This window comes from Streptomyces sp. NBC_01235 (assembly GCF_035989285.1).
GTDB lineage: Bacteria > Actinomycetota > Actinomycetes > Streptomycetales > Streptomycetaceae > Streptomyces.
Map to the genome: position 1 here is coordinate 7,270,962 of NZ_CP108513.1, position 23,252 is coordinate 7,294,213.

A 23,252-nucleotide genomic window follows, 5' to 3' on the forward strand; every position below is an offset into this window, starting at 1 on the left:
GCCGGCGCGTGGGAGTCCCGTGTGGGTTTCCCCGGCGGTCGTGGGATACGGGCCAGAAGTGGCCAGTATGGTGGTGCGCGCCGCCGAGCTGCCCGTGAGGTCGTGGCGGGCGGCGGAGCCAACCTGGAGAACCTGCCTTGAGTCGTGAAACTGACAGTCCGTCCTCCGGGCCCAACGGGTCCAACGGGCGCGGCGGAGCCGCATACCCCTCGGGCACGCCGCCGTACGGCACCCCTGTGGTGTCCGACGGCGGTGCTGACGAGGGCCGTTCGGCCGCGCGGCCGGAGGAACGCAAGACCGAGACCACGCTGACGACGCGGATCCGCATCAACATCCCCGGATCGCGGCCGATTCCGCCGGTCGTCGTGCGTACGCCCGTCGCCGAAACCGAGAGCGCGGGCGACGACAGCCCCAACGGCAACGCGAGCAACGGTGCCGACACGCAGTCGGCGGCTCCCGCGGGCGCCGCCGGTTCCGTCTCCTCGGACACCGGCTCCTTCGAGCTGCCCGCCGAACCGGCGCCCGCCGCCGACGAGAAGACGAGCGACTGGTTCGCGCCACGCAAGTCCGGGCCCGCCAAGGGCGGTCAGGGCGGCGGCGCCACCAACGGGGCCGGTCTGCCGGGCGGTTCTGCCGCCGGGACGAGCGCGCCCGCGAGCCCGCAGGGCCCCGCTGCCGGTGCGCCAGGCGGCGCGCGGCCGGGAGCCGGTCGTCCCGGTGGCGTGGTCGGCTCCATGAGCGTGCCGGGCGGTGCCCGCTCCGGCGGCACCAACGGTGCGGGGCTGCCCGGCGGCGCCACCGGCGGTCCGGTGGCTCCGGGGCACGGTGGCGGCACGGGCTCCTTCGACGTGACCGAGGCGCTCGCCGCGGGCCCGCTGGGCAACGGCTCGCGTCCGGGACAGGTGCCGGGGAAGGCTCCGGGCCAGGGTCAGGCCCCGGGCCAAGGTCAGGCACTGGGCCAAGGTCAGGCCCCGGGCCAAGGTCAGGCACTGGGCCAGGCGCAGGCTGCGGGCCAGGGGCAGGTCCAGGGTCAGGGTGGTGGCGGTGCCGAGCCGCGCCGCGACAACCTGCCGTACTTCTCCGACGACGGTCAGGGCGGTCAGAACGGCCAGAACGGCCAGAACGGCCAGAACGGCCAGAACGGCCAGGCCGGCTTCCCGGCCGGTCCCGGTGGCTCGTACGACTTCAACGGGCCGGACGGACCCGGCGGCCCCGGCGGCCGAGGCGGCCCGCAGGGCGGTCCCGCCGGCCCGACCGGCGGCCCGGTCACCGGCGACGGCCCGATGGTGCCCCCGATGGGCGGCGGCCCGCGCGGCACGGCCGGCGCGATCGGCGCCGCGGGCGCCCCCGGCGTGACCCGTGCGCCGGGCGCGCCTGCCGCTCCCGGCGGCCCCGGCCCCCATGGCCGCGGCGGCCCCGGCGGCCCGCGTTCCACCGCCCCGGGCGGCCCCGGCGTCGGCACCGGTGCCGGTGCCGGTACCGGTCGTCTCCCCGGCGGGGGGCTGAGCGACGACACCGCGATACTCACCCCCCAGAAGCCCGCCCCCGAGCCGGGCGCGGGCGGCTACGGCGGCCGGCCGGTCGACAACGTCTCCGGGCACACCGTCACCAGCGGCATTCCCGTCGTGCCCTCCGGCGGGCCCGGCGGCGCCACGCGCACCGACGGACCGCTGCCGCACACCCCGCCGAAGGGGACGGCTGCTGTCCCGCAGAGCGCGTCCGGGGGCGGCGACTCCAAGAAGAAGAAAAAGAAGAAGGGCCGCAGCAAGCTCCCCCTGCTGGGCGGCCTGGTGGTCGTCGCGGGCATCGGCGTCTACGGCGCCGGCCTGCTGATGAACCACTCCGACGTGCCCAAGGGCACCACCGTGCTCGGCGTCGACATCGGCGGCGGCACCCGTGACGACGCCGTCAAGACCCTCGACGACGCCTTCGACAAGCGGGTCGCCCAGCCGCTGAAGCTGTCCGTCGGCGGCGACACCGTCACCCTCAAGCCGGACCAGGCGGGCCTCCAGTTCGACATGCAGGCCACGGTCGACGACGCCGCCAAGAGCGACTACAACCCGATCTCGGTGATCGGGTCGCTGTTCGGGCAGCACCGTGAGGTCGAGCCCGAGATGCCGGTCGACGAGGAGAAGCTCCAGGCCGCTCTGGAGAGCGCGGCGGGCGGCTCCGGCTCGGCCACCGACGGCACGATCAAGTTCGAGTCGGGCAAGGCCGTCGCCGTCTACGGCAAGGCGGGCAAGGGCATCGACGCGGCGAAGGCCGAGTCGGCCGTGGTCGACGCCTACCGCAGCCAGGTGGAGACCGGTACGACCACCCCGGTGACCGTGCCGACGACGACCAAGCAGCCGACGGTGTCCGACGCCGAGGTCGACCGCATGATGAAGGAGTTCGCCGAACCCGCGATGTCCGGCAAGGTCACGCTCCAGACCAAGGAGGGCGTGCCCAGCATCTCCTTCAGCCCGAAGAACTCCCTGTGGAAGTTCCTCCAGGTCAAGGCCGTCAACGGCAAGCTCGTCGAGAGCTACGACCAGGCCGCGCTGAAGGAGCTGTACGGCAGCACCTTCGACAAGGTGCTGATCACTCGCGGCACCGGCCAGAAGACGGCCGTCACGGTCCAGGACGTCATCGGCGCCCTGCGCCCGGCCCTGAAGAGCGAGACGAACCGGACCGCGATCATCGAGACCGACCCGAGCTGACGCGCGAGCGGTGCCGCATGACATCTGTCATGCGGCACTGCGGACGGCCGACACTGCCGACCGCCCCCGCTCCGACGCGACGATTGCTGTCATGACGACGACGACAGCGCCGGTGGTCGGGTTCGACCAGGTGCGCAAGAGCTTCGGTGACGTGCGGGCCGTGGACGGCCTCACCCTGACCCTGCGCCCGGGCGAGACCGTGGCACTGCTCGGCCCCAACGGGGCGGGCAAGTCCACCACCCTCGACCTGCTGCTCGGCCTCAAGCACGCCGACAGCGGCACCGTCCGCCTCTTCGGCGGCACCCCGCGCGAGGCGATCGTCGCCGGGCGGGTGGGCGCGATGCTGCAGAGCGGCGGCCTGATGGACGAGGTGACGGTCGCCGAACTGGTCCGGCTCGCCTGCGCCCTGCACCCCAAGCCGTACCGGCCCGCCGACGTGCTGGCCCGCGCGGGCATCACCCAGATCGCCGACCGCAAGGTCGACAAGCTCTCCGGCGGCCAGGCACAGCGCGTCCGGTTCGCCCTCGCCACCGCCGGCGACAGCGACCTGATCGTCCTCGACGAGCCCACCACCGGCATGGACGTCACCACCCGGCAGGCGTTCTGGGCCACCATGCGCGAGCAGGCCGACCAGGGCCGCACGGTCCTGTTCGCCACCCACTACCTCGAAGAGGCCGACGCCATAGCCGACCGCGTCCTGGTCCTGCACCGGGGCCGGCTCCTGGCCGACGGCACGGCCGCCGAGATCAAGGCGAAGGCCGGGGCCCGCAGGATCGCCTTCGACCTGGAGGGCGACATCGACGAGGCCGCACTGCGCGCCCTGCCGTTCCTCACCACCATCACCGTGTCCAACAGCGGCTCCGCCGCGGGGTCCGGCCGCACCGGCCGCACCGTCCGCATCCAGTCCACCGACGCCGACGCCACCGTCCACGCGGTCTACGGCCTCGGCCTCTACCCCCACAACCTCGAGGTCGCCGGGCTCGGCCTGGAGCAGGCCTTCGTGGCCCTCACCACCGCCGAGGAGGCGAAGTCGAAGTGAACGGCCTGATCAAGCTGGAACTGACCCGCGCCCTGCGCAACCGCAAGTTCCTGTTCTTCTCGGTGATCTACCCGTCGGTCCTGTTCCTGCTCATCGCGGGCAGCTCCGACAGCACGGAGAAGATCGACGGCACCGGCCTCACGCTCCCGACCTACATGATGGTCTCGATGGCCTCCTTCGGCGCCCTGACGGCCGTCCTGATGGGCAACAGCGAGCGCATCGCCAAGGAGCGCCAGAGCGGCTGGGTGCGGCAGCTGCGCCTGACCACGCTTCCGGGCCGCGGCTACGTCCTGGCGAAGACCGCGAGCGCCGCGGTGGTCAGCCTGCCCTCCATCGTCGTCGTCTTCGCCGTCGCCGCGGCCGTGAAGGACGTACGGCTGGACACCTGGCAGTGGCTGGCGCTCACCGGCTCCATCTGGGCCGGCAGCCTCGTCTTCGCCGCCCTCGGCGTGGCGATCGGCTACCTCGCGAACGGGGACGCGGTCCGCCCGATCACGATGATCACCTACTTCGGCCTGTCGATCCTCGGCGGCCTGTGGATGCCCACGACGACCTTCCCGACCTGGCTGCAGGACATCGCCAAGTGGGTGCCGACGCACGCGTACGCTGCCCTGGGGCAGGCGATCGAACAGAGCCAGGCCCCGCATGCCAAGGACATCGTCATCCTGGTCGTCTTCTTCGCCCTGTTCACGGGCGGTGCGGCCTGGCTGTACCGGAAGGACACGCTGAAGGCGTGAGCGTCATGACGGACGACCTGTGCTCCGAGGAGGACGCCCGGCGGGGGCCGCCGATCGCGCTGGGCCGGACGGCCCGCACCCCGCGCGAACTGTGGCGGCGCAAGCTGCTGTGGATCGGCGTCTGGCTGGTGTTCCTCAGCTCGCCGGTCCACGACCTCGTCTCCGGCAACCACAGCACCGGCGGCACGGTCGCCGGCTGGCTGGGCCTGGCGGTGTTCGTCACCGTCTACCTGTCGCTGCTCTTCCGGGACATGGGGGCCGCGCCCTACACCGACAAACTCATCGCCACCCTGATCGGCTCCATGGCGGTGCTCGCCACCGTCCTCGGCCTCACCCTCGGCTCCGCCTGGCTCGGCCTGTACTGCTACGTCTCCGTGGCCTGCGGGATGGTGCTCCCGCTGCGGGTGGCGTTCTGGACGATCCCGGGGACGGGCGCGCTGCTGCTCCTCGTCGGCCTGCGCACCGACGAGGAGGAGGCGCTCAACCTTCTCCTCCTGGTCCTGCTCATCGGTTTCGCGATGACCGGCGTCAGCCAACTGGTCCGTACGACGGTGGAGTTGCGCAAGGCCCGCGCCACGGTCGCCCAACTCGCCGCGAACGAGGAGCGGTTGCGCCTGGCCAGAGACCTGCACGACCTCCTCGGCCACTCCCTCTCCCTCATCACCCTCAAGAGCGAGCTGGCCGGCCGGATGCTCCCCGACCACCCCGACAAGGCGGCCCAGCAGGTCGCCGACATCGAACAGGTCAGCCGCCAGGCCCTGGTCGACGTCCGCGAGGCCGTCACCGGCTACCGGCGCCCCCGCCTGGCCGCGGAACTCGCGGGCGCCCAGGTCGCGTTGACGGCGGCCGGCATCGCCGCCCGGATCCCCGCAGAACCGGACCTCGACGGCGTCTGCGAGGACACCGAGTCCACGCTCGCCTGGGCCCTGCGCGAGGCGATCACCAACGTCGTACGCCACAGCGGCGCCGCCCGCTGCACGGTGGACCTCGTGCGCCGCCAGACCCTCGACGGCCCCGTCCTCGAACTCTCCGTCGAGGACGACGGCTCCGGTGGCTCCGGCAAGGGCCCCGGCAACGGCCTCACCGGCCTGACCGAACGCCTGGAGCAGGCGGGTGGCACCCTGGAGGCGGACCGGGTCAAGCACGGCTTCCGGCTGACCGCCCGGGTCCCGGCCGGCCCGGTCGCGGACGTAGGATCCCGCTCATGAGTGGTGGCACGATCAAGGTCCTCCTGGCCGAGGACCAGTCGATGGTCCGCGAGGCCCTGGCGGCCCTGCTCGGCCTGGAGGACGACATCGAGGTGGTCGCCCAGGTGGCGCGCGGCGACGAGGTCCTCGCGGCCGCCCACGCCCACGACGTCGACGTGGCCCTCCTCGACATCGAGATGCCGGGCGCGACGGGCATCGAGGCCGCGGCCCAACTCCACAAGGAGCTCCCGCGGTTGAAGCTGGTCGTTCTCACGACCTTCGGCCGCCCCGGCTACCTGCGCAGCGCCATGGAGGCCGGTGCCGACGCCTTCCTCGTCAAGGACGCCCCCGCGTCCCAGCTCGCGGCAGCGGTCCGCAAGGTCCTGGCGGGCGAGCGGGTCATCGACCCCACGCTCGCGGCAGCGGCCCTCGCGGAGGGCGCCAACCCCCTGACCGACCGCGAACGCGAGGTCCTGCGAGCGGCGGCCGACGGCTCGACGAACGCGGAACTGGCAGCAGCCCTGCACCTGTCCCAGGGCACGGTCCGCAACTACCTGTCGACGGCGATCCAGAAACTGGCGGTACGCAACAGAGCAGAGGCGGTACGGATAGCGAGAGAGAAGGGCTGGCTGTGAAGCCCGAGGCGCAGGCGGCGTCGTAAGCAAGGCCAGGGGCGGCATCCCCAGGGGCGCGGGGCTGTTTCGACGCGCGGCTCCGGCGCGTGGGCGCGACCAGCCACTATGTGCGGCTCCGGCGCGTGGGCGCGACCAGCCACGATGTGCCGGCCCCCGCGCGACGGCAGAACCCCCATGGCGCTGAGGCGTCAGTTCAACATGGCCCGCGCAGCAAACGCCTCCTTCCGCACCCGCTCCGCCGTCCCCTCGTCCACCACCTCCACCAACCCCGCGTACTCCTCCAACTCCGCCGCACCGCCCAGGAAATCCCCCCGCAGCACCAGCAACTGCCCCTTCTCGTACCGCAACCGGGCGGGATGCGAGGGCACCGCCAACGCCAACTCCACGGCCCACAGGGCGACATCCGACCGCTCCGGCCGAGCGGCCGCCCACGAACGGATGTTGTTCAGGATCCGCGTCACCACCTCCAACGGCTCGGCCGGCGTCAGCATGGACGGCTCCAGAGGAGCCCCCGTCGCCCCGGCGACCAGCAACTCCGCGTCGCCGCCCGTCAGCACCCGCCCCCCGTCGAAGGGATCGACGAGCACCTGCCGTTCCAGGTCCGCGGGCGGCCCGAACCCGACCACGAAGTGCCCCGGCAGCGCGACCCCGTACACCGGCGCCCCGGCCCGCCGCGCCACCTCCACCCACACCACCGACAGCAGGATCGGCAGCCCCCGCCGCCGTACCAGCACCCGGTGCAGCAGCGACGAATCCAGCCGGTCGTAGTCCGTGGCCGAGCCGCGGAACCCGTACCCCTCGCCGAGCAGCTCCCGCAGCGCCACCGCCCACGCCTGCGGCCCGCCGGGCCGGTACGGCAGCTGCCCCGCCAGCCGGTCCAGCTCGATCTGGGCGGCGTCCAGACCGGCCTCGTCCAGTTCCGGGTCCGCGGCCGCGCCGATCAGCAGGCACAGCAGGGCCAGATCGGGACGCTCGGCCCGCGCCTCCTCGGCGAACCGCCGCCGCACCTCGCGGACGCCGAACCCGCTCACGACAGCTCCAGCGAGGGCTCGGGGGAGGGCTCCAGCGAGGGCTCCCGATAATGGTGGTACGCGTGGTGCGCGCCGAAGCCCAGCCCGGCGTACATCGCCCGCGCGCCCGCGTTCTCCTCCTCCACCTGGAGCCAGGCCGCCGACGCCCCCTCCTCCAGCGCCCGCCGGGCCAACGCGGCCATCACGGTCGTGGCGAGCCCCTTGCGCCGCTGCGCCGGATCGACCTCGACGGCGGCGAACCCGGCCCACCGCCCGTCCACGACACACCGCCCGATCGCGGCCGGAGCACCGCCGGACGCCCCGGGCACGGAAGCGAACCACACCGACGGCCCTCCCCCACTCCCGGCTGCGCCCGAGCGGGGGGACCCCCATCCCAGCACCTTCAGGACCACCTCGCTCACCCCCTTGCGCTGATACCGCGCCAGCCACGCCTCGTCGGCCCCCCGGGCCAGCACCACACCCCCAGCCTCCGCCCGGTCCGCGACCGGCGCCAGCGCGCCGACCCACATCTCCGCCGTCACCTCACGCACCCACCCGCGACGCTCCAGATCCGCGCACAGCAGCTCCTGGGTGCCCTCGGCCCCCGTCGCCGTCTGCACATAGGCGGGCAGCCCGCGCTCGCCGTACCAGCGCCGTACCGTGTCCAGGGCCTCGTCGAGCGGGACCCCGGGGTCGCCGAGCGGCAGCACCGAGTTGGCCCGCCGTGTGAACCCGGCGGCCGCCCGCAGCTCCCACGCACCGAGCCGCTCGCTCTCCACGGGGCGCCAGGCCCGCGCGGCGACCCGGGCGAGCTCCTCGTACGAGGCGGCCGGCCCCCGGCGCCGGGCGGGCGCGGCGGGGACGACCTTCCCCGCCACCAGCGAGGACTCGTCAATGAGCACGCTTTCCCCGCTCTTCCGTGTGATCGTGAGCACACCGGTGTCCCATGATGTGAGAACGCCCACCGTGTCGGTGAATTTCCCCTGGGTGACCCCAGGACCGGTCAAACACCGCACGGAGACACGTTTTCCCACGTCAGCAGTGGTGATGCGGACGACGAGGCGTCCGGCGGACGATATTCCCACTGGTCAGTTCACCCCTCCTGTTCGGATCATGGCCAAGAACGGAGATACTAGGGGTGGGCATCGACGACGCCGCGCTCCCGCGCGCCAGGCGGCGGAGCCTGAGGAGGCCCGCCAGCGCCCTATCGAGGAGGAACGACAGCGTGACCTACGTCATCGCGCAGCCTTGTGTCGACGTGAAGGACAAGGCGTGCATCGAAGAGTGCCCGGTCGACTGTATCTACGAGGGCCAGCGGTCCTTGTACATCCACCCGGACGAATGCGTCGACTGCGGCGCCTGTGAACCGGTCTGCCCGGTCGAGGCGATCTTCTACGAGGACGACACTCCGGAGGAGTGGAAGGACTACTACAAGGCGAACGTCGAGTTCTTCGACGAGCTCGGCTCGCCCGGCGGCGCCAGCAAGCTGGGTCTGATCGAGCGCGACCACCCCTTCGTCGCCGCGCTGCCGCCGCAGGCCGAGTAATCCGCATCAGCGGCCCGCACTATGTGCCGCCTCGGTCCCGTACGGCCTGATCCCGCCCGATCGCCGTACGGGGCCGAGGCGTTTGCCGTACGTACGAAAGTGAGCCAGTAACCGTGTCCTCCGTAGTCTCCGACCGCCTTCCCACCTTCCCCTGGGACAAGCTGGAGCCGTACAAGAAGACGGCCGCAGCGCACCCGGACGGCATCGTCGACCTCTCCGTCGGCACCCCGGTCGACCCGGTGCCCGACCTGATCCAGAAGGCGCTGATCGACGCGGCGGACTCCCCGGGCTACCCCACGGTCTGGGGCACCCCGGCCCTGCGTGACGCGATCACCGGCTGGCTGGAGCGGCGGCTCGGCGCCCGCGAGGTCACCCACCGCCACGTCCTGCCGATCGTCGGCTCCAAGGAGCTCGTGGCCTGGCTCCCGACCCAGCTGGGCCTCGGCCCCGGCGACCGGGTCGCGTACCCGCGCCTGGCCTACCCGACGTACGAGGTCGGCGCCCGCCTGGCCCGCGCGGACTACGAGGTCTACGACGACCCGACGACCCTGGACCCCGAAGGCCTGAAGCTCCTCTGGCTCAACTCGCCGTCCAACCCGACGGGCCGGGTCCTCTCGAAGCAGGAGCTGACGCGGATCGTCGCGTGGGCCCGCGAGCACGGCGTCCTGCTCTTCTCCGACGAGTGCTATCTGGAACTGGGCTGGGAGGCCGACCCGGTCTCGGTCCTCCACCCGGACGTCAACGGTGGCTCGTACGAGGGCGTCGTCTCCGTCCACTCCCTCTCCAAGCGCTCGAACCTGGCCGGCTACCGAGCGGCCTTCCTGGCGGGAGACCCGGCCGTCCTCGGCCCGCTCCTGGAGATCCGCAAGCACGGCGGCATGATGACGTCGGCGCCCACGCAGGCGGCGGTCGTGGCGGCCCTGGGCGACGACGCCCACGTCCGCGAACAGCGCCTGCGCTACGCGGCCCGCCGCACCCTCCTGCGCGAGGCCCTCCTGTCCCACGGCTTCCGCATCGAACACAGCGAGGCCAGCCTCTACCTCTGGGCCACGAAGGACGAGTCCTGCTGGACCACGGTCGCCCACCTGGCAGACCGAGGCATCCTGGTGGCCCCGGGGGACTTCTACGGCACGGCAGGCGAGAACTTCGTACGAGTGGCCCTGACGGCGACGGACGAACGGGTCGCAGCGGCAGTGGGGCGCCTGTAACCACAAGGACGGGGTCCAGGGAAACCCTGGACCCCGTCCCAGCTCACCGGCCAAAGCCAGGCGCTAGCCGAGCGGCAGGCTCTTCACCGGCAGCGTCTGCGCACCGGGCAGCCCACCCTTGGTGAGCGAGTCCGTCGGCAGCCCACCCTTCGTGGCGGTCGACGTGGTGTCCCCGAGGATGTCCCCGGCGGAGCCCGCCGCCTCACCGGCCGTCTTCTGCGCCACCGGCGCCGCCTTCTTCACGGCCTTGCCGCCGGCCTTGCCCGCGACCGGCGCCGCCTGCTTGACCGCCTTGGCACCGGTCTCACTCGCGAGCCCGGTGACGTTCTGCGTCGCGCCGTCGACCGTGGTGCCCACGTTCGCCGTGTCCAGGGCGGTCAGTCCGCCGAGGTTCGGAGCGGCGGGAAGGCTGGGGGCCGCACTGGCGGAGCCGGCCGCACCGACCCCGGCGGCCGCTCCTGCAGCGACGAGCAGCGCGGCACGGGCGATCCGGCGGGTCAGGGGGAGGGACATGATGCTCCTTCGACGGGAGAGAACAAGGACTGTCTGTGACTGACTGGCTGTCTGTCTGTCCGGGCCCGGACGCAGTGACTACCGCTCGAAGCCCGCGAAGGTTGCGCACGGCCGACGTAAAGAGTTGGCAATGCGTCGCATTATCGGCTGCGGATAAAAGCGGGCAAAAACGGCCCGATGTGAAAGTCCGTCAAACCCGTGGAGCCCTTTGTTCTCAAGGGATTCGCCGGACGGGAGGGTGACGGCGCGAAAACCTGAGCACCCGGCCGTCCGAACGACCCGCACACGACCCGGACGGGTGAAGACCCGTACTACTGCGCGGTGACGATCCGCACGCTGCCCGTGCCGCCGCCCGCCCCCGAGGCCCCGGCGGCCTCCGCGCTGGTCGAACCGGTCGCCCGCCACTTGCTGTCGGTGTTCCCGGAGACCCACTCCCGGCCCGCGTACGAGACGCGCTCGATGCGCAGTGCCGAGGCGTTGGCCACCGCCCAGTGCGCCAGCTGCCATCCGCACTCGCTGACACTGCGCCCACCGGAGGCGGTGTCCTCGGACACGGGCAGCGTCACGGTCCGCCCGCTGGTCTCGGTGACGGGAGTCTCGGCGCCGGCCGCCGCCGACGTGTCCTCGGCGTCGGATTCCGTACCCGCCTGCTGGAGCGACTCCCGCCCGAAGTCGCGTGCCAGCGCCGCCCGCACCGCGTCCGGGCCCGTGGTCGTCGTGGTTTCCGCGCGGCCGTCGCAGGTCAGCGTGGCCGCCGACGTCCCGGTCAGCGCGGCGGCCAGCACCGTGGCGTCCGGCTCGTGCTTGGCGTACGCCTCCGGGTAGCCGCTGCGCTGCACGCGCTGCGCCGCGACGGTCAGCGGGAGCTCGGTGTAGTCGCGCACCTTGGCGAGGTGCTCGTAGAAGATGTCCGCCGCGTACGCCGGGTCCGTGACCTGCTTCTCCGTGCCCCAGCCCTGCGAGGGCCGCTGCTGGAACAGGCCGAGCGAATCCCGGTCGCCGTGGGTGAGGTTGCGCAGCCCCGACTCCTGGATGGCGGTCGCGAGCGCGATGGCCACGGCCCGCTCGGGCATGGCCCGGTTGGTGCCGACGGCGGCGATCGTGGCCGCGTTCACCGCCTGCTCCGGCGTGAACTCGTACGTCGTCCCGACCTCGTCGCCAGAAACGACTCTGCACCCGGGATCTCCGGTGCCGCCGGTGACGTACTGCACCACGACATAACCCGCGACGGCGGACAGGACCACGCAGGCCGCCCCGAAACGGAGGAGGCGGCCGCGGCGCTTGGGGGAGGGGGACGGCTCTGGCACGCGTACAAGGTACTGGAGAGTACTGAGGAGGACGAGGCAGCTGCGCACAGCGGGCAAGAGCGGGACGGCCGACTGGCGCGTTAGGGTCGACGGCATGGCCGACACCCCGCTTGACCTCACGCTGGACGCCGCGGTCCTCACCGCGCAGCTCGTGGACTTCCCCTCCGAGAGCGGCACCGAGAAGCCGCTCGCGGACGCGATCGAGACCGCCCTGCGCGCGCTGCCCCACCTGACGGTGGACCGCTACGGCAACAACGTGGTCGCCCGCACGAACCTGGGCCGTGCGGAGCGTGTGGTCCTCGCCGGGCACATCGACACCGTCCCGATCGCCGGTAACGTCCCCTCGCGCCTGGACGAGGACGGGGTCCTATGGGGATGCGGCACCTGCGACATGAAGGCGGGGGTCGCGGTCCAGCTGCGCATCGCGGCGACGGTCCCGGAACCCAACCGCGACCTGACCTTCGTCTTCTACGACAACGAGGAGGTCGCCGCCGACCTCAACGGCCTCAAGCACGTGGCCGAGGCGCACCCGCAGTGGCTGGCGGGAGACTTCGCGGTGCTCCTCGAACCCTCCGACGGCCAGGTCGAGGGCGGCTGCCAGGGCACCCTGCGGGTCCTGCTGAAGACGAAGGGCGAGCGGGCACACTCGGCGCGCGGCTGGATGGGATCCAACGCGATCCACGCCGCGGCCCCGATCCTCGCCCGCCTCGCCGCGTACGAGCCGCGCTACCCGCTCATCGACGGCCTGGAGTACCGGGAGGGCCTCAACGCGGTCGGCATCACGGGCGGAGTGGCCGGCAACGTCATCCCCGACGAGTGCGTCGTCACCGTCAACTTCCGCTACGCGCCGGACCGCAGCGAGGAGAAGGCCCTCGCGCACGTCCGCGAGGTCTTCGCCGACTGCGGGGTGGAGGAGTTCGTGATCGACGACCACAGCCCCGCCGCCCTGCCCGGCCTCTCCCACCCGGCCGCGGCGGCCTTCATCGAGGCGGTCGGCGGCACCCCGATGCCCAAGTACGGCTGGACGGACGTCAGCCGCTTCTCCTCGCTGGGCGTCCCCGCCGTCAACTACGGCCCCGGCAACCCGCACTTGGCGCACAAGCGGGACGAACGCGTGGAGACGGCGAAGATCCTGGCGGGCGAGGAACGCCTGCGGGCCTGGCTGACGGCCTGAGACGCCCTTCCGGCCCTTGGGGCCCGTCCGGCCCGAGGGCGCTTCATGGCGGACACGCCGACGTCCCCCGCCCGTAACCCGCGTAGATCTACGCTGAGATGGAACAACCCTTCCCCAGCTCTCGGCTTCGCTCGAGCCGGGGAGACCCCAATCGCGGAGGGAGCTCACATGGCTACAGGCAACCCCGAGGGCAAGAAGCAGCCGCCGGAGGAACAGCGCCTGGGACCGGTCCTCCGACGGCGGGATCAGGTGCAGGCGAGCACCACGGACCAGCGACTGCTGGACGAACGAGCCCCCTCGGACTGGGTCCACACGGACCCCTGGCGGGTCCTGCGCATCCAGTCGGAGTTCATCGAGGGCTTCGGTACCCTGGCCGAACTCCCCCCGGCGATCAGCGTGTTCGGATCCGCCCGCACCTCGGTGGACTCCCTGGAGTACGAGGCGGGAGTACGGCTGGGCAGCGCCCTCGTCGACGCCGGGTGGGCCGTGATCACGGGCGGCGGCCCCGGCGCGATGGAGGCGGCCAACAAGGGCGCGAGCGAGGCGGGCGGCATCTCCGTCGGCCTCGGCATCGAGCTCCCGTTCGAGCAGGGGCTCAACCCGTACGTCGACATCGGCCTCAACTTCCGCTACTTCTTCGTGCGGAAGATGATGTTCGTGAAGTACGCGCAGGGCTTCGTGGTCCTGCCCGGCGGCCTCGGCACCCTGGACGAACTCTTCGAGGCCCTCACCCTCGTCCAGACCCAGAAGGTCACCCGCTTCCCGATCGTCCTCTTCGGCACGGAGTACTGGGGCGGCCTGATCGACTGGCTGAGGAACACCCTGATCGCCGAGGGCAAGGCAGCCGAGAAGGACCTCCTCCTCTTCCACGTCACGGACGACGTGGAGGAGGCGGTGGCCCTGGTGTCGAAGGAGGCGGGCCGCTAGCCGCCGGTGAGTGAAGGGGGCTCGTTCTCCGGCGCCGGGTCCGTGCAGTTCAGCCCGCCAGGGGGTCCCCTCTGGGGGAGTCCGAGGACGAGGCCCCTTCAGGGCCGAAGCGGGGATCCGGGGGCGGCAGCCCCCAGCGGTGGACGCGCCCACGCCAGGCCGCGCCTATGCCAGCCCGCGCCTACGCCTACGCCAGCCCGCGCCGGGCCACGGCCGGAGGCCGGTGGCCGGCGATGGCGGCCACCATGTCCAGCACCTGCCGCGTCTCCGCCACCTCGTGCACCCGGTACACCTGTGCCCCCAGCCACGCCGAGACGGCCGTGGTCGCCAGGGTCCCCACCACCCGCTCCTTCACCGGCCGGTCCAGCGTCTCCCCGACGAAGTCCTTGTTGGACAGGGACACCAGCACCGGCCACCCCGTCTCCACCATCTCCCCGAGCCGCCGGGTCGCCTCCAGGCTGTGCCGGGTGTTCTTCCCGAAGTCGTGTCCCGGATCGATCATGATCGACTCCCTCGGCACCCCCAGCCCCGCCGCCCGCTCCGCCAGCCCCACGGTCACCCGCAGGATGTCGGCCATGACGTCGTCGTACGTCACCCGGTGCGGACGCGTCCGCGGCTCGGCGCCTCCCGCGTGCGTGCACACCAGCCCGGCCCCGTACCGCGCCGCGACCTCCGCCAGCCGCGGATCCACGCCGCCCCACGCGTCGTTCAGCAGATCGGCGCCCGCCTCGCAGACCGCCTCCCCGACCTCGGCCCGCCAGGTGTCCACGCTGATGATCACGTCCGGGAAGCGCCGCCGCACCTCGGCCACGAAACCGACGGTCCGCCGGGCCTCCTCCCGCGCGCTCACCTCTTCACCGGGACCGGCCTTGACCCCGCCGATGTCGATGATGGCGGCGCCCTCCGACACCGCCTGCTCCACGCGCGCGAGGGCCGGCTCGTCACGGAAGGTCGCCCCCTGGTCGTAGAAGGAGTCCGGGGTGCGGTTGACGATCGCCATGATCACCGGCTCGTGCGCGCCGAATTCACGCCTGCCCAGCCTGAGCATCCCCTGTGACCTCTCCCAGTACGTCCTGCACATCCACCGCCTGCGACCCTAACTGTCGGACCCGCATGGCACGATCGGACCCACACACATCCACTCCGAGCACACCGAGTGTGGGGACCCACCGATGGTTATGTTCTTGTTCCTGGTCATCGCGCTCGCCGTCGTGGTCGCCGCGGTGACCCTCGCCGTGGTGGGCGGCGGCGAGGGCAGCGGCCCGCTGCCGGAGGTCGCCCCCGAGCGGCTGCACGACCCGCTGCCCCCGGACCGCCCGGTCGACCGGTCCGACATCGACCACCTCCGCTTCCCGCTGGCCGCCCGCGGCTACCGCATGGCGGACGTGGACGACGCCCTGAGCCGCCTCGCCGCCGAACTCGCCGAGCGCGACGCCCGCATCGCCGACCTGGAGTCCGCCCTGGCCGGCGCCCGGACCCCGGCCGGGCCGCACGTCTCCATGGAGAAGCCGGCCCCGGAGGACCACCAGTGAGCGACGGCACGGCCCTCGCGGGCGCGGACGGCGCGCTGCGCTGCCCCTGGGCCCTGTCCACGCCGGACTACGTGACGTACCACGACGAGGAGTGGGGCCGCCCGGTCCACGGCGACGACGCGCTCTTCGAACGTCTCAGCCTGGAGGCCTTCCAGTCCGGTCTGTCCTGGATCACGATCCTGCGCCGCCGCCCCGGCTTCCGCACCGCCTTCGCAGGCTTCAAGATCGGGTCGGTCGCCGTCTTCACCGACGAGGACCGCGAGCGCCTCCTCGCCGACCCGGGCATCATCCGCAACCGCGCCAAGATCGACGCCACCCTCGCCAACGCCCGCGTGCTGGCCGACTGGGCACCGGGCGACCTGGACGCCCTGATCTGGTCCCACGCCCCCGACCCGGCCGACCGCCCGGTACCGAAGACCCTCGCGGACGTCCCGGCGGTGACGGACGAGTCGACGGCCCTCTCGAAGGCGCTGAAGAAGCGGGGCCTGCGCTTCGTGGGGCCGACGACGGCGTACGCGCTGATGCAGGCGTGCGGGTTGGTGGACGACCACTTGGAGACGTGCGTGAGCAGACCTGCCTGAGGGGCGGGGCTGTATCGATCTGCGGCTCCGCCGCGTGGGCGCGACCAGCCCCCACACCCTCGCCCCCGCACTCGACCTCAGCGGCCCGAATACTTCGGCTTCTCCTTGTTGACGAAGGCCTGCACGGCGATCGCGTGGTCCTCCGACGCCCCCGCCCGGGTCTGCAACTCGTCCTCCTTCTCCAACGTCTCGGAGAGCGAGTGCGAGAACCCGTAAGCCATCGCTTCCTTGATCGCCGCGTAAGCGACCGTCGGCCCCTCGGCCAACGCCCGCGCGACACGTTCGGCCTCGCCGCGCAGCGCCTCTGCCGGGACGACCCGGTTGGCGATGCCCAGCTCGTACGCCTCCTGCGCCTTGATGGTGCGAGGGAAGAGCAGCAGGTCGGCGGCCCGCCCGGGGCCGATCACCCGGGGCAGGGTCCAGGACACCCCGGAGTCGGCGGTGAGCGCGACCCCCGCGAAGGACGTGTTGAAGGACGCCGTGTCGGCCACGATGCGGTAGTCCGCGGCCAGCGCGAAACCGAATCCGGCACCCGCGGCGACCCCGTTCACGGCGGCGACCACCGGCTTCGGCGCCTCGGTCAGCGCCCGCACGACCGGGTTGTAGTGCTCCTTGACGGTGCTCATGACCTTCCCGGAGCCTTCGGCCAGCAGCCCGATGTGCTCCTTGAGGTCCTGGCCCACACAGAACGCCCGCTCACCGGCGGCGGTCAGCAGCACGGCCCGTACGGCGTCGTCGGTCGCCGCGGACCGGACCGCCTCCCGGAGAGCGACCTTGGTGGCGATGTTCAGCGCGTTCATCGCCTCGGGGCGGTTCAGCGTGATCGTCGCGAGCCCGTCGCTCACCTCGTAGAGCACGGTGTCGGCCATGGCGTATCCCCTCCGTGTCACGGCTCCGACGTACTACTGGTCAGTACGTCCGGTGTACGAGGACAGCATGGCGGAGATCACCGTCCGCGGGCCGGACCCGAGGTGTGACCTGCGTCAAAGAATTCGGGTGGGTTTCCGGTGCGTGGAAGTCCGCGAGAGCGCGCAGTATCGCAGTCACATCGCCGAATTGAGTGGTTTTGCTCGCGCGCGTTGCCCAAGCGATGCCGACTGATGTTGGTCATCGGGTCCTGAGATGCGGGATAATGGCCTGGAAGCAATGTGTTCGATGCCGGTGTCGCGTGTCCCACGCTGGACTGCGGCTGCCCTCCATGGGCCGTCGGCTTTGGCGATGAGCTGGTTTCAGGAAGGGGAACGAGCATGGCGGCCATGAAGCCGCGAACGGGTGATGGCCCGCTCGAGGTGACCAAGGAGGGGCGGGGCATCGTCATGCGCGTTCCGCTCGAAGGCGGCGGTCGACTCGTCGTCGAGCTGACCCCCGACGAGGCCGACGCGCTCGGCGACGCCCTCAAGAAGGTCGTCGGCTGACGCGCAAGCGACCCTACTTCTCAATCGCTCCGGCAACCGCGAGGATGCCGGAGCGATTGCTTTTGTCAGGCTTTCCGGGGTTTGCCGCGCCTGCCTAGCCCGAAAGGCCCAAAGGCCGCCCGCCCGCATGCTCAGCGCTTGACCGCGCACAGCAGCCCGTCGCCCACCGGCAGCAGCGAGGGCACCAGCTCCTGGCTCTCGCGCACGGCCCGCAGCAACTCCCGGATCCTTATGACCTCCGTGGGCTGCGGTCCGGAGTCGACCGTGCGGCCGTTGGCGAAGACGCCCTCGAAGACGACGAGGCCGCCCGGGCGCAGCAGGCGCAACGATTCAGCGAGGTACTCCAGGAGTTCCAGGCGGTCACCGTCGCAGAAGACGAGGTCGTATCCGGCGTCCGCGAGGCGGGGCAACACGTCGAGCGCGCGGCCCGGGATGAACCGGGCCCGGTTGCTGGCGAAGCCGCAGGCGCGGAAGGCCTGCCGGGCGAACTGCTGGTGCTCCGGCTCGGGGTCGACGGTCGTCAGGACGCCGTCCGGGCGCATCCCGTGCAGCAGGTGGATCCCGGAGACGCCGGTACCGGTACCGATCTCCGCGACCGCCTTCGCGTCCACGGTGGCGGCGAGCATCCGCAGCGCGGCGCCCGTGCTGGGCGACACCGAGCGCAGCCCTGCCTCACGGGCCCGGTCACGGGCCCAGTGCAGCGCTTCGTCCTCGGCGGCATAGGCGTCGGCGAACGCCCAGCTTGCCTGCCGGTTGCCGGTAATGACCCTCTCCTGTCCCCGTGGTTGCCTGGGCGTGACTGTATCCGTTGCCGCCGGGAACCCGCAGATGGGACCGGGCGTTTGAAGGGGTGGGAACGCTGATGGGGGGACACGGTTGGATCACGATGAGGGACCGGGCGTCGAGCAAGTGCTGACGCAGCCCTATGAGCCGTCCCAGCACAGATCAATTTCTCGTAAAACCGCTTATCCGGAGCTAACGGGCGAGGTGGCTATGGTAGGGGCTCCACTGGACACCACCAGAGCCGACAGGGGAGGTGCGGCCGCACCCGTGGATCGGGGAGGAGTGCTGCGGCGCTTTCTCGGGTCGGCGGGCAGGCCGAAATCCGTGAACGACACCGCTGCTGACTCCAGCCACGCCGCCGGCACCGCCGGCCGGGCCCAGACCGCGACCTTCTCCACCGACGCGGACGGGCAGGCATGGACTCCGCCCACGTGGGAGGAGATCGTCAGCATGCACAGCGGCCGGGTCTACCGGCTCGCCTACCGTCTGACCGGCAACCAGCACGACGCCGAGGACCTCACCCAGGAGGTCTTCGTCCGCGTCTTCCGCTCCCTGTCGACGTACACGCCGGGCACCTTCGAGGGCTGGCTGCACCGCATCACGACCAACCTCTTCCTGGACATGGTCCGCCGCAAGCAGCGCATCCGCTTCGACGCGCTGGGCGACGACGCGGCCGAGCGGCTGCCCAGCAAGGAGCCCACCCCGCAGCAGGCCTTCAACGACGCCCACTTCGACGCGGACGTCCAGCAGGCCCTCGACACCCTCGCGCCCGAGTTCCGCGCCGCGGTCGTCCTGTGCGACATCGAGGGCCTCTCCTACGAGGAGATCGCCGCGACCCTGGGCGTCAAGCTGGGCACGGTCCGCTCGCGCATCCACCGCGGCCGTTCGCAGCTGCGCAAGGCGCTCGCGCACCGCGCACCCGAGGCACGCTCCGAGCGCCGCTCCTTCGTGGCCCGCGTTCCCGCTCTGGGAGGAGGGGGCGCGACCGCGTGAGTGGATCCCGGAACAACGCAGCCGAGAGGCTCCTCGCGGAGCAGCATCTCGGAGACCGGCTCTCGGCCCTGGTGGACGGCGAACTCGGTCATGACACCCGCGAGCGGGTACTGGCGCATGTGGCGACCTGCCCGAAGTGCAAGTCGGAGGTCGACGCGCAGCGCCGGCTGAAGAACGTCTTCGCGGAAGTCGCCCCACCGCCCCCCTCCGAGAGCTTCCTGGCCCGCCTCCAGGGGCTCCCCGGGGGAGGTGACCCGGACAGCGGCGGCTCGCCGCTGGGCGGGGGCGGCGGGGGAGGCTTCGCCGACGGAGTCTTCGGAGTGAGAGGACCGAGACGGGAGGAGCCGTTCGAGTTCGGCTACGTACCGTCTCGCGACCACGGCTCTGTCCTGTCACCCTCTCCGGCTTCCGACCGGGGCTTCCGCATCCACCCCGTCGGCCGTGGCGGCGACCGCCATGACGCCGAGCGGTCGCGGAGCATGCGGTTCGCGTTCGTCGCCGCCGGCGCGGTGTCGCTGGCCGCGATCGCCCTGGGCGGCATGACCACCGTCACCCCGCTCGACACGGCCGCGGACGGCCGCGGCGGCACGGGCAACGGAAGCAACGTGACGCCTGCCCGCACCCCGGGCACGGGCTCCGCGTCGACGCCGGAGAGCCAGCGCCGCCGGGCCGTGGGCCCCCTGCTCTCCCAGGGCGGCCAGCTCGGCGACACCCCGGTGGCCCCGACCGAGGTCTCCGCACCGCTGCTGCCCGGCGTGCCCTCCCCGGCCGACGGCGGGGTCGAGCAGGCCCTGCACCGGCTCACCACCCCCATGGTGGCCGGAGCGGCGGCGATGTCCCCGTTGATACGTCCGCTCGGCACGACCCCGCCGATCGCGCTGACGGCCTGGACCACCCCACCTGAGATCACCGGTCTCGGACTGCTCACCGCGCCCGCCCCCGACACCACCTCCGCTCCGTCCCCTTCGCCCTCCCCTTACTCGCAGCGCACCCGCTGACCCGGGCCCTGCGCCACTCCGCCGCGAACCTGGTTGAATCCGGGGTGGACCGCGCCCTGCCAGGCAGCCGGGCGCGAAGGCGGAGTTCGCCGGGCCGGGACTGGGGGGTGTGCCGCCAGTTCGGTGCCGTGGCGGGGGCGAGTGTGGGGAGAGCATGGACGAGGGGAAGCCCACGAGGGCGAAGTGGTGGAGCCGGCCTCGACCGCAGACATCCCGGACATCCTCGGAGCGTCAGGGCTCCGCGGACCCGGTCGACAGCGAGGCCACGCATCCGCGGCTGTCCCCGCCCGCGACCGACGACATCGGCGAGGGCGACTTCGAACTGGCCCGGCCGGTGCCCAGCGCGCAGAAGAATGCGGCGCCGGGCGAGGCCGTAAGGGAGAGCTCCGAGGAGGCTTCCACGAAGCCGGTGGACAGGGCGGATACGGCAGATACGGCAGATACGGCAGATGTGGCAGCGGGGTCCGGTGACAACGCCACCGACGCCCCTTCCGGCACGGCTGCGGATGCCAACGCCGATGCGGACTCCGACGCAGGCTCTGCCACCGGGGTCGATTTCGTGGCCGGCACCGGCTCGGACTCCGGCTCCGGCTCCGGCGTCGGCTTTGAGGCCGACGCCCGCAATGGTTCCGGTGCCGCCTCCGACTCCGGTGCGGGGACCTACGTCCGCAGTGACGACGGCGACTACGAGTTGAGCCGTCCGGCGAGTGAGGCGGTTCCTCCGGCCGACTTGGCCGCTCCGTCTGTGCAGGTCGACCCTGCGGCCTCGACCGTCTCTGCGGAGCCGTCCGTTCCCGCGGCCTCGTCCGTTCCTGCGGACCCGTCCGTCCCTGCGGACCCGTCCGTCCCTGCGGACCCGTCCGTTCCTGCGGACCCGACTATCCCTGCGGACCTGTCCGTTCCTGCGGCCCCGACCCTCCCTGTGGCCCCGACCCTCCCTGTGGCCTCGACCGTCCCTGTGGCCTCGACCGTTCCTGCGGACCCGTCCGTCCCTGCGGACCCGACCGTTCCTGCGGACCCGACTATCCCTGCGGACCTGTCCGTTCCTGCGGCCCCGACTATCCCTGCGGCCCCGACCCTCCCTGTGGCCTCGACCGTCCCTGCGGCCTCGACCGTTCCTGCGGGCCTCGGTGGCTCGAGCGACCCGATGGCGGCCGGTCCGGTCGTGCCGGCCGACGTGGTCTCCTCCGCCGAGGCGGCCCCCGTGGTGGCGTCCCCGGCTGTCGAAAGGCGCCCCAAGCCCCTGCACGACCCCGACCCCTACAGCACCCCGCCGTACGGCGAACCTGGCCCCTGGGCACCCGCCCCGCCCGTCCAGCACCCGGCGGCCACGCCGCCCTCCACGCCCGCCGACGCCGCGCCTCCCGTCGGCCCCGCAGGCGAGCCCGGCCCACTGTCGGCCTCCCCGCCCCCGGCCGTCCCCGCGCCGCTCTCCGCCCCCGCCCCCACGCCCCCGGCCGCATCCACGCCCTGGCACCGCTACGACCCCTGGTCGCCCACTCCCTTCGCCGGAGCGCCTCTTCCCGGAGCACCCGTTGCAGAGGGCCCTCTGCCCGGAGGCCACGTCGACGGTGCCCTTCAGCACAGCGGTGTCGGGGTGCTCAGTGAGGCCGAGCGGCGGAGGAGGGTTCGGCGGAGGCTGGTCGGCGGCGCGTTGGCCGTCGCGCTGGTGTCCGGGGGGCTCGGTGGGGCCGTGGGGGCCTATCTGGAGCGCAACGGCGGGATCAACGGGGTCCAGCTGCCGCAGGCCTCCGCGGGGCCCACGGGCCGGGCAGCCGACAGCGTGGCCGGGATCGCCGCGCGGGCCCTGCCCAGCGTCGTCACGCTGCACGTCAGCGGCAGCGAGGAGTCCGGCACCGGGACCGGCTTCGTGCTCGACTCGCTCGGCTACATCCTCACCAACAACCACGTCGTCGAGCCCGCCGGAAGCGACGGCGAGATATCCGTCGTCTTCAACGGCGGCACGACCGCCAAGGCCGAGGTCGTCGGCCGGGACAGCGGCTACGACCTCGCCGTGGTGCGGGTGACCGGGGTGAAGGGGCTGAAGCCCCTCCCCCTCGGCAACTCCGACAACGTCCAGGTCGGCGACCCCGTCGTCGCCATCGGCGCGCCCTTCGACCTCGAGGGCACCGTCACCTCCGGCATCATCAGCGCCAAGGAACGGCCCATCACCGCCGGAGGCGAGAGCGGGGGCGGCAGTGACGTGTCGTACGTCGACGCCCTGCAGACCGACGCGCCGATCAACCCCGGCAACTCCGGCGGGCCCCTCCTCGACGCCCAGGGCCACGTCATCGGCATCAACTCCGCCATCCGCTCCGCCGCGGACGGCACCGGCTCCGGCACCGCCCAGGCCGGCTCGATCGGCCTCGGTTTCGCCATCCCGATCAACCAGGGCAAGCGCGTCGCCGAGGAGCTGATCAACACCGGCAAGGCGACCCACCCGGTCATCGGCATCACCCTCGATCTGAACTACGCGGGTGACGGCGCCCGGGTCGGCACCGGCGGCGCCGACGGAGGCTCCCCGGTCACCGCGGGCGGCCCCGGCGACCGGGCCGGCATCCGCGCCGGAGACGTCATCACGCAGGTCGACGGCCAGCGCGTCCACTCCGGCGAGGAACTGATCGTCAAGACCCGTGCCCACCGTCCCGGCGACCGGCTGGAGCTGACCGTCGAGCGCGACGGCGCGGAACGCACCCTCACGCTGGTCCTCGGCTCGTCGGGCGGAAGCTGAGGCCCGACCGCTGAAGTCCCGGCAGCCGAGGCCGAGGAGCATGCCTCAGCCCATTCCCAGCGATTGACAGAAACGTCACAGGTCGGACCCCGAAACCCGTCCCACAAGGCAAACAACGCGGAAAACCGGCCGCGTACACGTACTCGGACGCCCCGGGACGGTACCGGTCGGACAGGTGTGACAGGTACCGTGGACCCGGCCCGGACCACGGAAGACCCGAACTTGACCACTGAGGGC

22 protein-coding genes are annotated in these 23,252 nt (G+C 72.3%); 15 read left to right on the top strand and 7 right to left on the bottom strand.

Translation table 11 applies throughout. From position 1 onward, the window contains the following. Positions 1–137 precede the first annotated feature (137 nt). The 5 genes from OG289_RS32785 to OG289_RS32805 all read left to right on the top strand — a co-directional run bounded on the left by OG289_RS32785 (position 138) and on the right by OG289_RS32805 (position 6,297). Positions 138–2,699, top strand: a complete 2,562-nt coding sequence (locus OG289_RS32785; RefSeq protein WP_327317658.1) for a hypothetical protein — start codon at positions 138–140, stop codon at positions 2,697–2,699. Positions 2,700–2,790: 91 nt separating this feature from the next. Next, positions 2,791–3,738, top strand: coding sequence for an ABC transporter ATP-binding protein (locus tag OG289_RS32790; RefSeq protein ID WP_327317659.1), 948 nt, complete (start codon positions 2,791–2,793; stop codon positions 3,736–3,738). After that, a complete protein-coding gene (locus OG289_RS32795) occupies positions 3,735–4,475 on the top strand; it encodes an ABC transporter permease (RefSeq protein ID WP_327317660.1) in 741 nt (246 codons plus the stop codon). Before OG289_RS32790 ends, OG289_RS32795 begins: the two co-directional genes overlap by 4 nt. Continuing rightward, positions 4,472–5,683, top strand: coding sequence for a sensor histidine kinase (locus OG289_RS32800; protein WP_442818986.1), 1,212 nt, complete (start codon positions 4,472–4,474; stop codon positions 5,681–5,683). The genes OG289_RS32795 and OG289_RS32800 overlap by 4 nt, the downstream gene beginning before the upstream one ends. Further along, complete coding sequence (locus OG289_RS32805) at positions 5,680–6,297, top strand: response regulator transcription factor (protein ID WP_327317661.1); 618 nt, start codon at positions 5,680–5,682, stop codon at positions 6,295–6,297. Before OG289_RS32800 ends, OG289_RS32805 begins: the two co-directional genes overlap by 4 nt. A gap of 188 nt (positions 6,298–6,485) precedes the next feature. Here the strand turns inward: OG289_RS32805 and OG289_RS32810 are convergent, their stop codons facing one another. Next, positions 6,486–7,328, bottom strand: a complete 843-nt coding sequence (locus OG289_RS32810; RefSeq protein ID WP_327317662.1) for a transglutaminase-like domain-containing protein — start codon at positions 7,326–7,328, stop codon at positions 6,486–6,488. After that, a complete protein-coding gene (locus tag OG289_RS32815; protein WP_327317663.1) occupies positions 7,325–8,392 on the bottom strand; it encodes a GNAT family N-acetyltransferase in 1,068 nt (355 codons plus the stop codon). The genes OG289_RS32810 and OG289_RS32815 overlap by 4 nt, the downstream gene beginning before the upstream one ends. Positions 8,393–8,532: 140 nt before the next feature. Here OG289_RS32815 and fdxA point away from each other — a divergent pair, with 140 nt between their 5' ends. Both fdxA and OG289_RS32825 read left to right on the top strand, forming a co-directional pair. Next, positions 8,533–8,853: a ferredoxin gene (gene fdxA / locus OG289_RS32820; protein WP_007495984.1), complete on the top strand. Its 321-nt coding sequence runs from the start codon at positions 8,533–8,535 to the stop codon at positions 8,851–8,853. Between the two features lie 113 nt (positions 8,854–8,966). Then, positions 8,967–10,061, top strand: a complete 1,095-nt coding sequence (locus OG289_RS32825; RefSeq protein WP_327317664.1) for a bifunctional succinyldiaminopimelate transaminase/glutamate-prephenate aminotransferase — start codon at positions 8,967–8,969, stop codon at positions 10,059–10,061. Positions 10,062–10,124: 63 nt separating this feature from the next. Here the strand turns inward: OG289_RS32825 and OG289_RS32830 are convergent, their stop codons facing one another. After that, positions 10,125–10,574 (bottom strand): ATP-binding protein, encoded by a 450-nt coding sequence (locus tag OG289_RS32830; RefSeq protein WP_327317665.1) that lies wholly within the window; start codon positions 10,572–10,574, stop codon positions 10,125–10,127. Positions 10,575–10,885: 311 nt separating this feature from the next. Then, on the bottom strand, positions 10,886–11,881 hold the full coding sequence (locus tag OG289_RS32835) for a heavy metal transporter (protein WP_327317666.1): 996 nt from the start codon (positions 11,879–11,881) through the stop codon (positions 10,886–10,888). 94 nt (positions 11,882–11,975) lie between these two features. Between OG289_RS32835 and dapE the strand changes: the two genes are divergently transcribed. Together dapE and OG289_RS32845 are read left to right on the top strand one after the other, a co-directional pair. Continuing rightward, complete coding sequence (gene dapE, locus OG289_RS32840) at positions 11,976–13,055, top strand: succinyl-diaminopimelate desuccinylase (protein ID WP_327317667.1); 1,080 nt, start codon at positions 11,976–11,978, stop codon at positions 13,053–13,055. 168 nt (positions 13,056–13,223) lie between these two features. Beyond that, the gene (locus OG289_RS32845; protein WP_327317668.1) at positions 13,224–13,982 is read left to right on the top strand and encodes a TIGR00730 family Rossman fold protein; all 759 of its coding nucleotides are present in this window, start codon (positions 13,224–13,226) and stop codon (positions 13,980–13,982) included. A 187-nt stretch (positions 13,983–14,169) separates the two neighbouring features. On the opposite strand, the gene folP is transcribed toward OG289_RS32845, so the two are convergent. Then, the gene (gene folP / locus OG289_RS32850; protein ID WP_327317669.1) at positions 14,170–15,030 is read right to left on the bottom strand and encodes a dihydropteroate synthase; all 861 of its coding nucleotides are present in this window, start codon (positions 15,028–15,030) and stop codon (positions 14,170–14,172) included. Between the two features lie 130 nt (positions 15,031–15,160). On the opposite strand from folP, the gene OG289_RS32855 reads away from it, so the two are divergent. Next, positions 15,161–15,514: a DivIVA domain-containing protein gene (locus tag OG289_RS32855; RefSeq protein ID WP_327320877.1), complete on the top strand. Its 354-nt coding sequence runs from the start codon at positions 15,161–15,163 to the stop codon at positions 15,512–15,514. After that, positions 15,511–16,095 (top strand): DNA-3-methyladenine glycosylase I, encoded by a 585-nt coding sequence (locus tag OG289_RS32860; RefSeq protein WP_327317670.1) that lies wholly within the window; start codon positions 15,511–15,513, stop codon positions 16,093–16,095. Before OG289_RS32855 ends, OG289_RS32860 begins: the two co-directional genes overlap by 4 nt. 77 nt (positions 16,096–16,172) lie before the next feature. Here the strand turns inward: OG289_RS32860 and OG289_RS32865 are convergent, their stop codons facing one another. Continuing rightward, complete coding sequence (locus OG289_RS32865) at positions 16,173–16,964, bottom strand: enoyl-CoA hydratase/isomerase family protein (RefSeq protein WP_327317671.1); 792 nt, start codon at positions 16,962–16,964, stop codon at positions 16,173–16,175. Positions 16,965–17,342: 378 nt separating this feature from the next. Between OG289_RS32865 and OG289_RS32870 the strand changes: the two genes are divergently transcribed. After that, positions 17,343–17,510, top strand: coding sequence for a DUF3117 domain-containing protein (locus OG289_RS32870; protein WP_003966491.1), 168 nt, complete (start codon positions 17,343–17,345; stop codon positions 17,508–17,510). Positions 17,511–17,641: 131 nt separating this feature from the next. Here the strand turns inward: OG289_RS32870 and OG289_RS32875 are convergent, their stop codons facing one another. Continuing rightward, a complete protein-coding gene (locus tag OG289_RS32875; protein ID WP_078890047.1) occupies positions 17,642–18,340 on the bottom strand; it encodes an O-methyltransferase in 699 nt (232 codons plus the stop codon). 163 nt (positions 18,341–18,503) lie between these two features. On the opposite strand from OG289_RS32875, the gene sigE reads away from it, so the two are divergent. The 3 genes from sigE to OG289_RS32890 all read left to right on the top strand — a co-directional run bounded on the left by sigE (position 18,504) and on the right by OG289_RS32890 (position 23,015). Further along, positions 18,504–19,286 carry an RNA polymerase sigma factor SigE gene (gene sigE, locus OG289_RS32880; protein WP_327320878.1) on the top strand — a complete coding sequence of 261 codons (783 nt, stop codon included), beginning with the start codon at positions 18,504–18,506 and terminating at the stop codon, positions 19,284–19,286. After that, positions 19,283–20,284, top strand: a complete 1,002-nt coding sequence (locus tag OG289_RS32885) for an anti-sigma factor family protein (RefSeq protein ID WP_327317672.1) — start codon at positions 19,283–19,285, stop codon at positions 20,282–20,284. The genes sigE and OG289_RS32885 overlap by 4 nt, the downstream gene beginning before the upstream one ends. Before the next feature lie 1,084 nt (positions 20,285–21,368). Further along, positions 21,369–23,015, top strand: coding sequence for a trypsin-like peptidase domain-containing protein (locus OG289_RS32890; protein ID WP_327317673.1), 1,647 nt, complete (start codon positions 21,369–21,371; stop codon positions 23,013–23,015). Positions 23,016–23,252 lie beyond the last annotated feature (237 nt).

Excerpts from the sequence above, each read along its gene's own strand:
- OG289_RS32865 (WP_327317671.1), bottom strand. The coding sequence starts at position 16,964 with ATGGCCGACACCGTGCTCTACGAGGTGAGCGACGGGCTCGCGACGATC.
- dapE (WP_327317667.1), top strand. The coding sequence starts at position 11,976 with ATGGCCGACACCCCGCTTGACCTCACGCTGGACGCCGCGGTCCTCACC.
- OG289_RS32790 (WP_327317659.1), top strand. The coding sequence starts at position 2,791 with ATGACGACGACGACAGCGCCGGTGGTCGGGTTCGACCAGGTGCGCAAG.
- OG289_RS32830 (WP_327317665.1), bottom strand. The coding sequence starts at position 10,574 with ATGTCCCTCCCCCTGACCCGCCGGATCGCCCGTGCCGCGCTGCTCGTC.
- folP (WP_327317669.1), bottom strand. The coding sequence starts at position 15,030 with ATGCTCAGGCTGGGCAGGCGTGAATTCGGCGCGCACGAGCCGGTGATC.
- OG289_RS32805 (WP_327317661.1), top strand. The coding sequence starts at position 5,680 with ATGAGTGGTGGCACGATCAAGGTCCTCCTGGCCGAGGACCAGTCGATG.
- OG289_RS32845 (WP_327317668.1), top strand. The coding sequence starts at position 13,224 with ATGGCTACAGGCAACCCCGAGGGCAAGAAGCAGCCGCCGGAGGAACAG.
- OG289_RS32855 (WP_327320877.1), top strand. The coding sequence starts at position 15,161 with ATGTTCTTGTTCCTGGTCATCGCGCTCGCCGTCGTGGTCGCCGCGGTG.
- sigE (WP_327320878.1), top strand. The coding sequence starts at position 18,504 with ATGGTAGGGGCTCCACTGGACACCACCAGAGCCGACAGGGGAGGTGCG.
- OG289_RS32870 (WP_003966491.1), top strand. The coding sequence starts at position 17,343 with ATGGCGGCCATGAAGCCGCGAACGGGTGATGGCCCGCTCGAGGTGACC.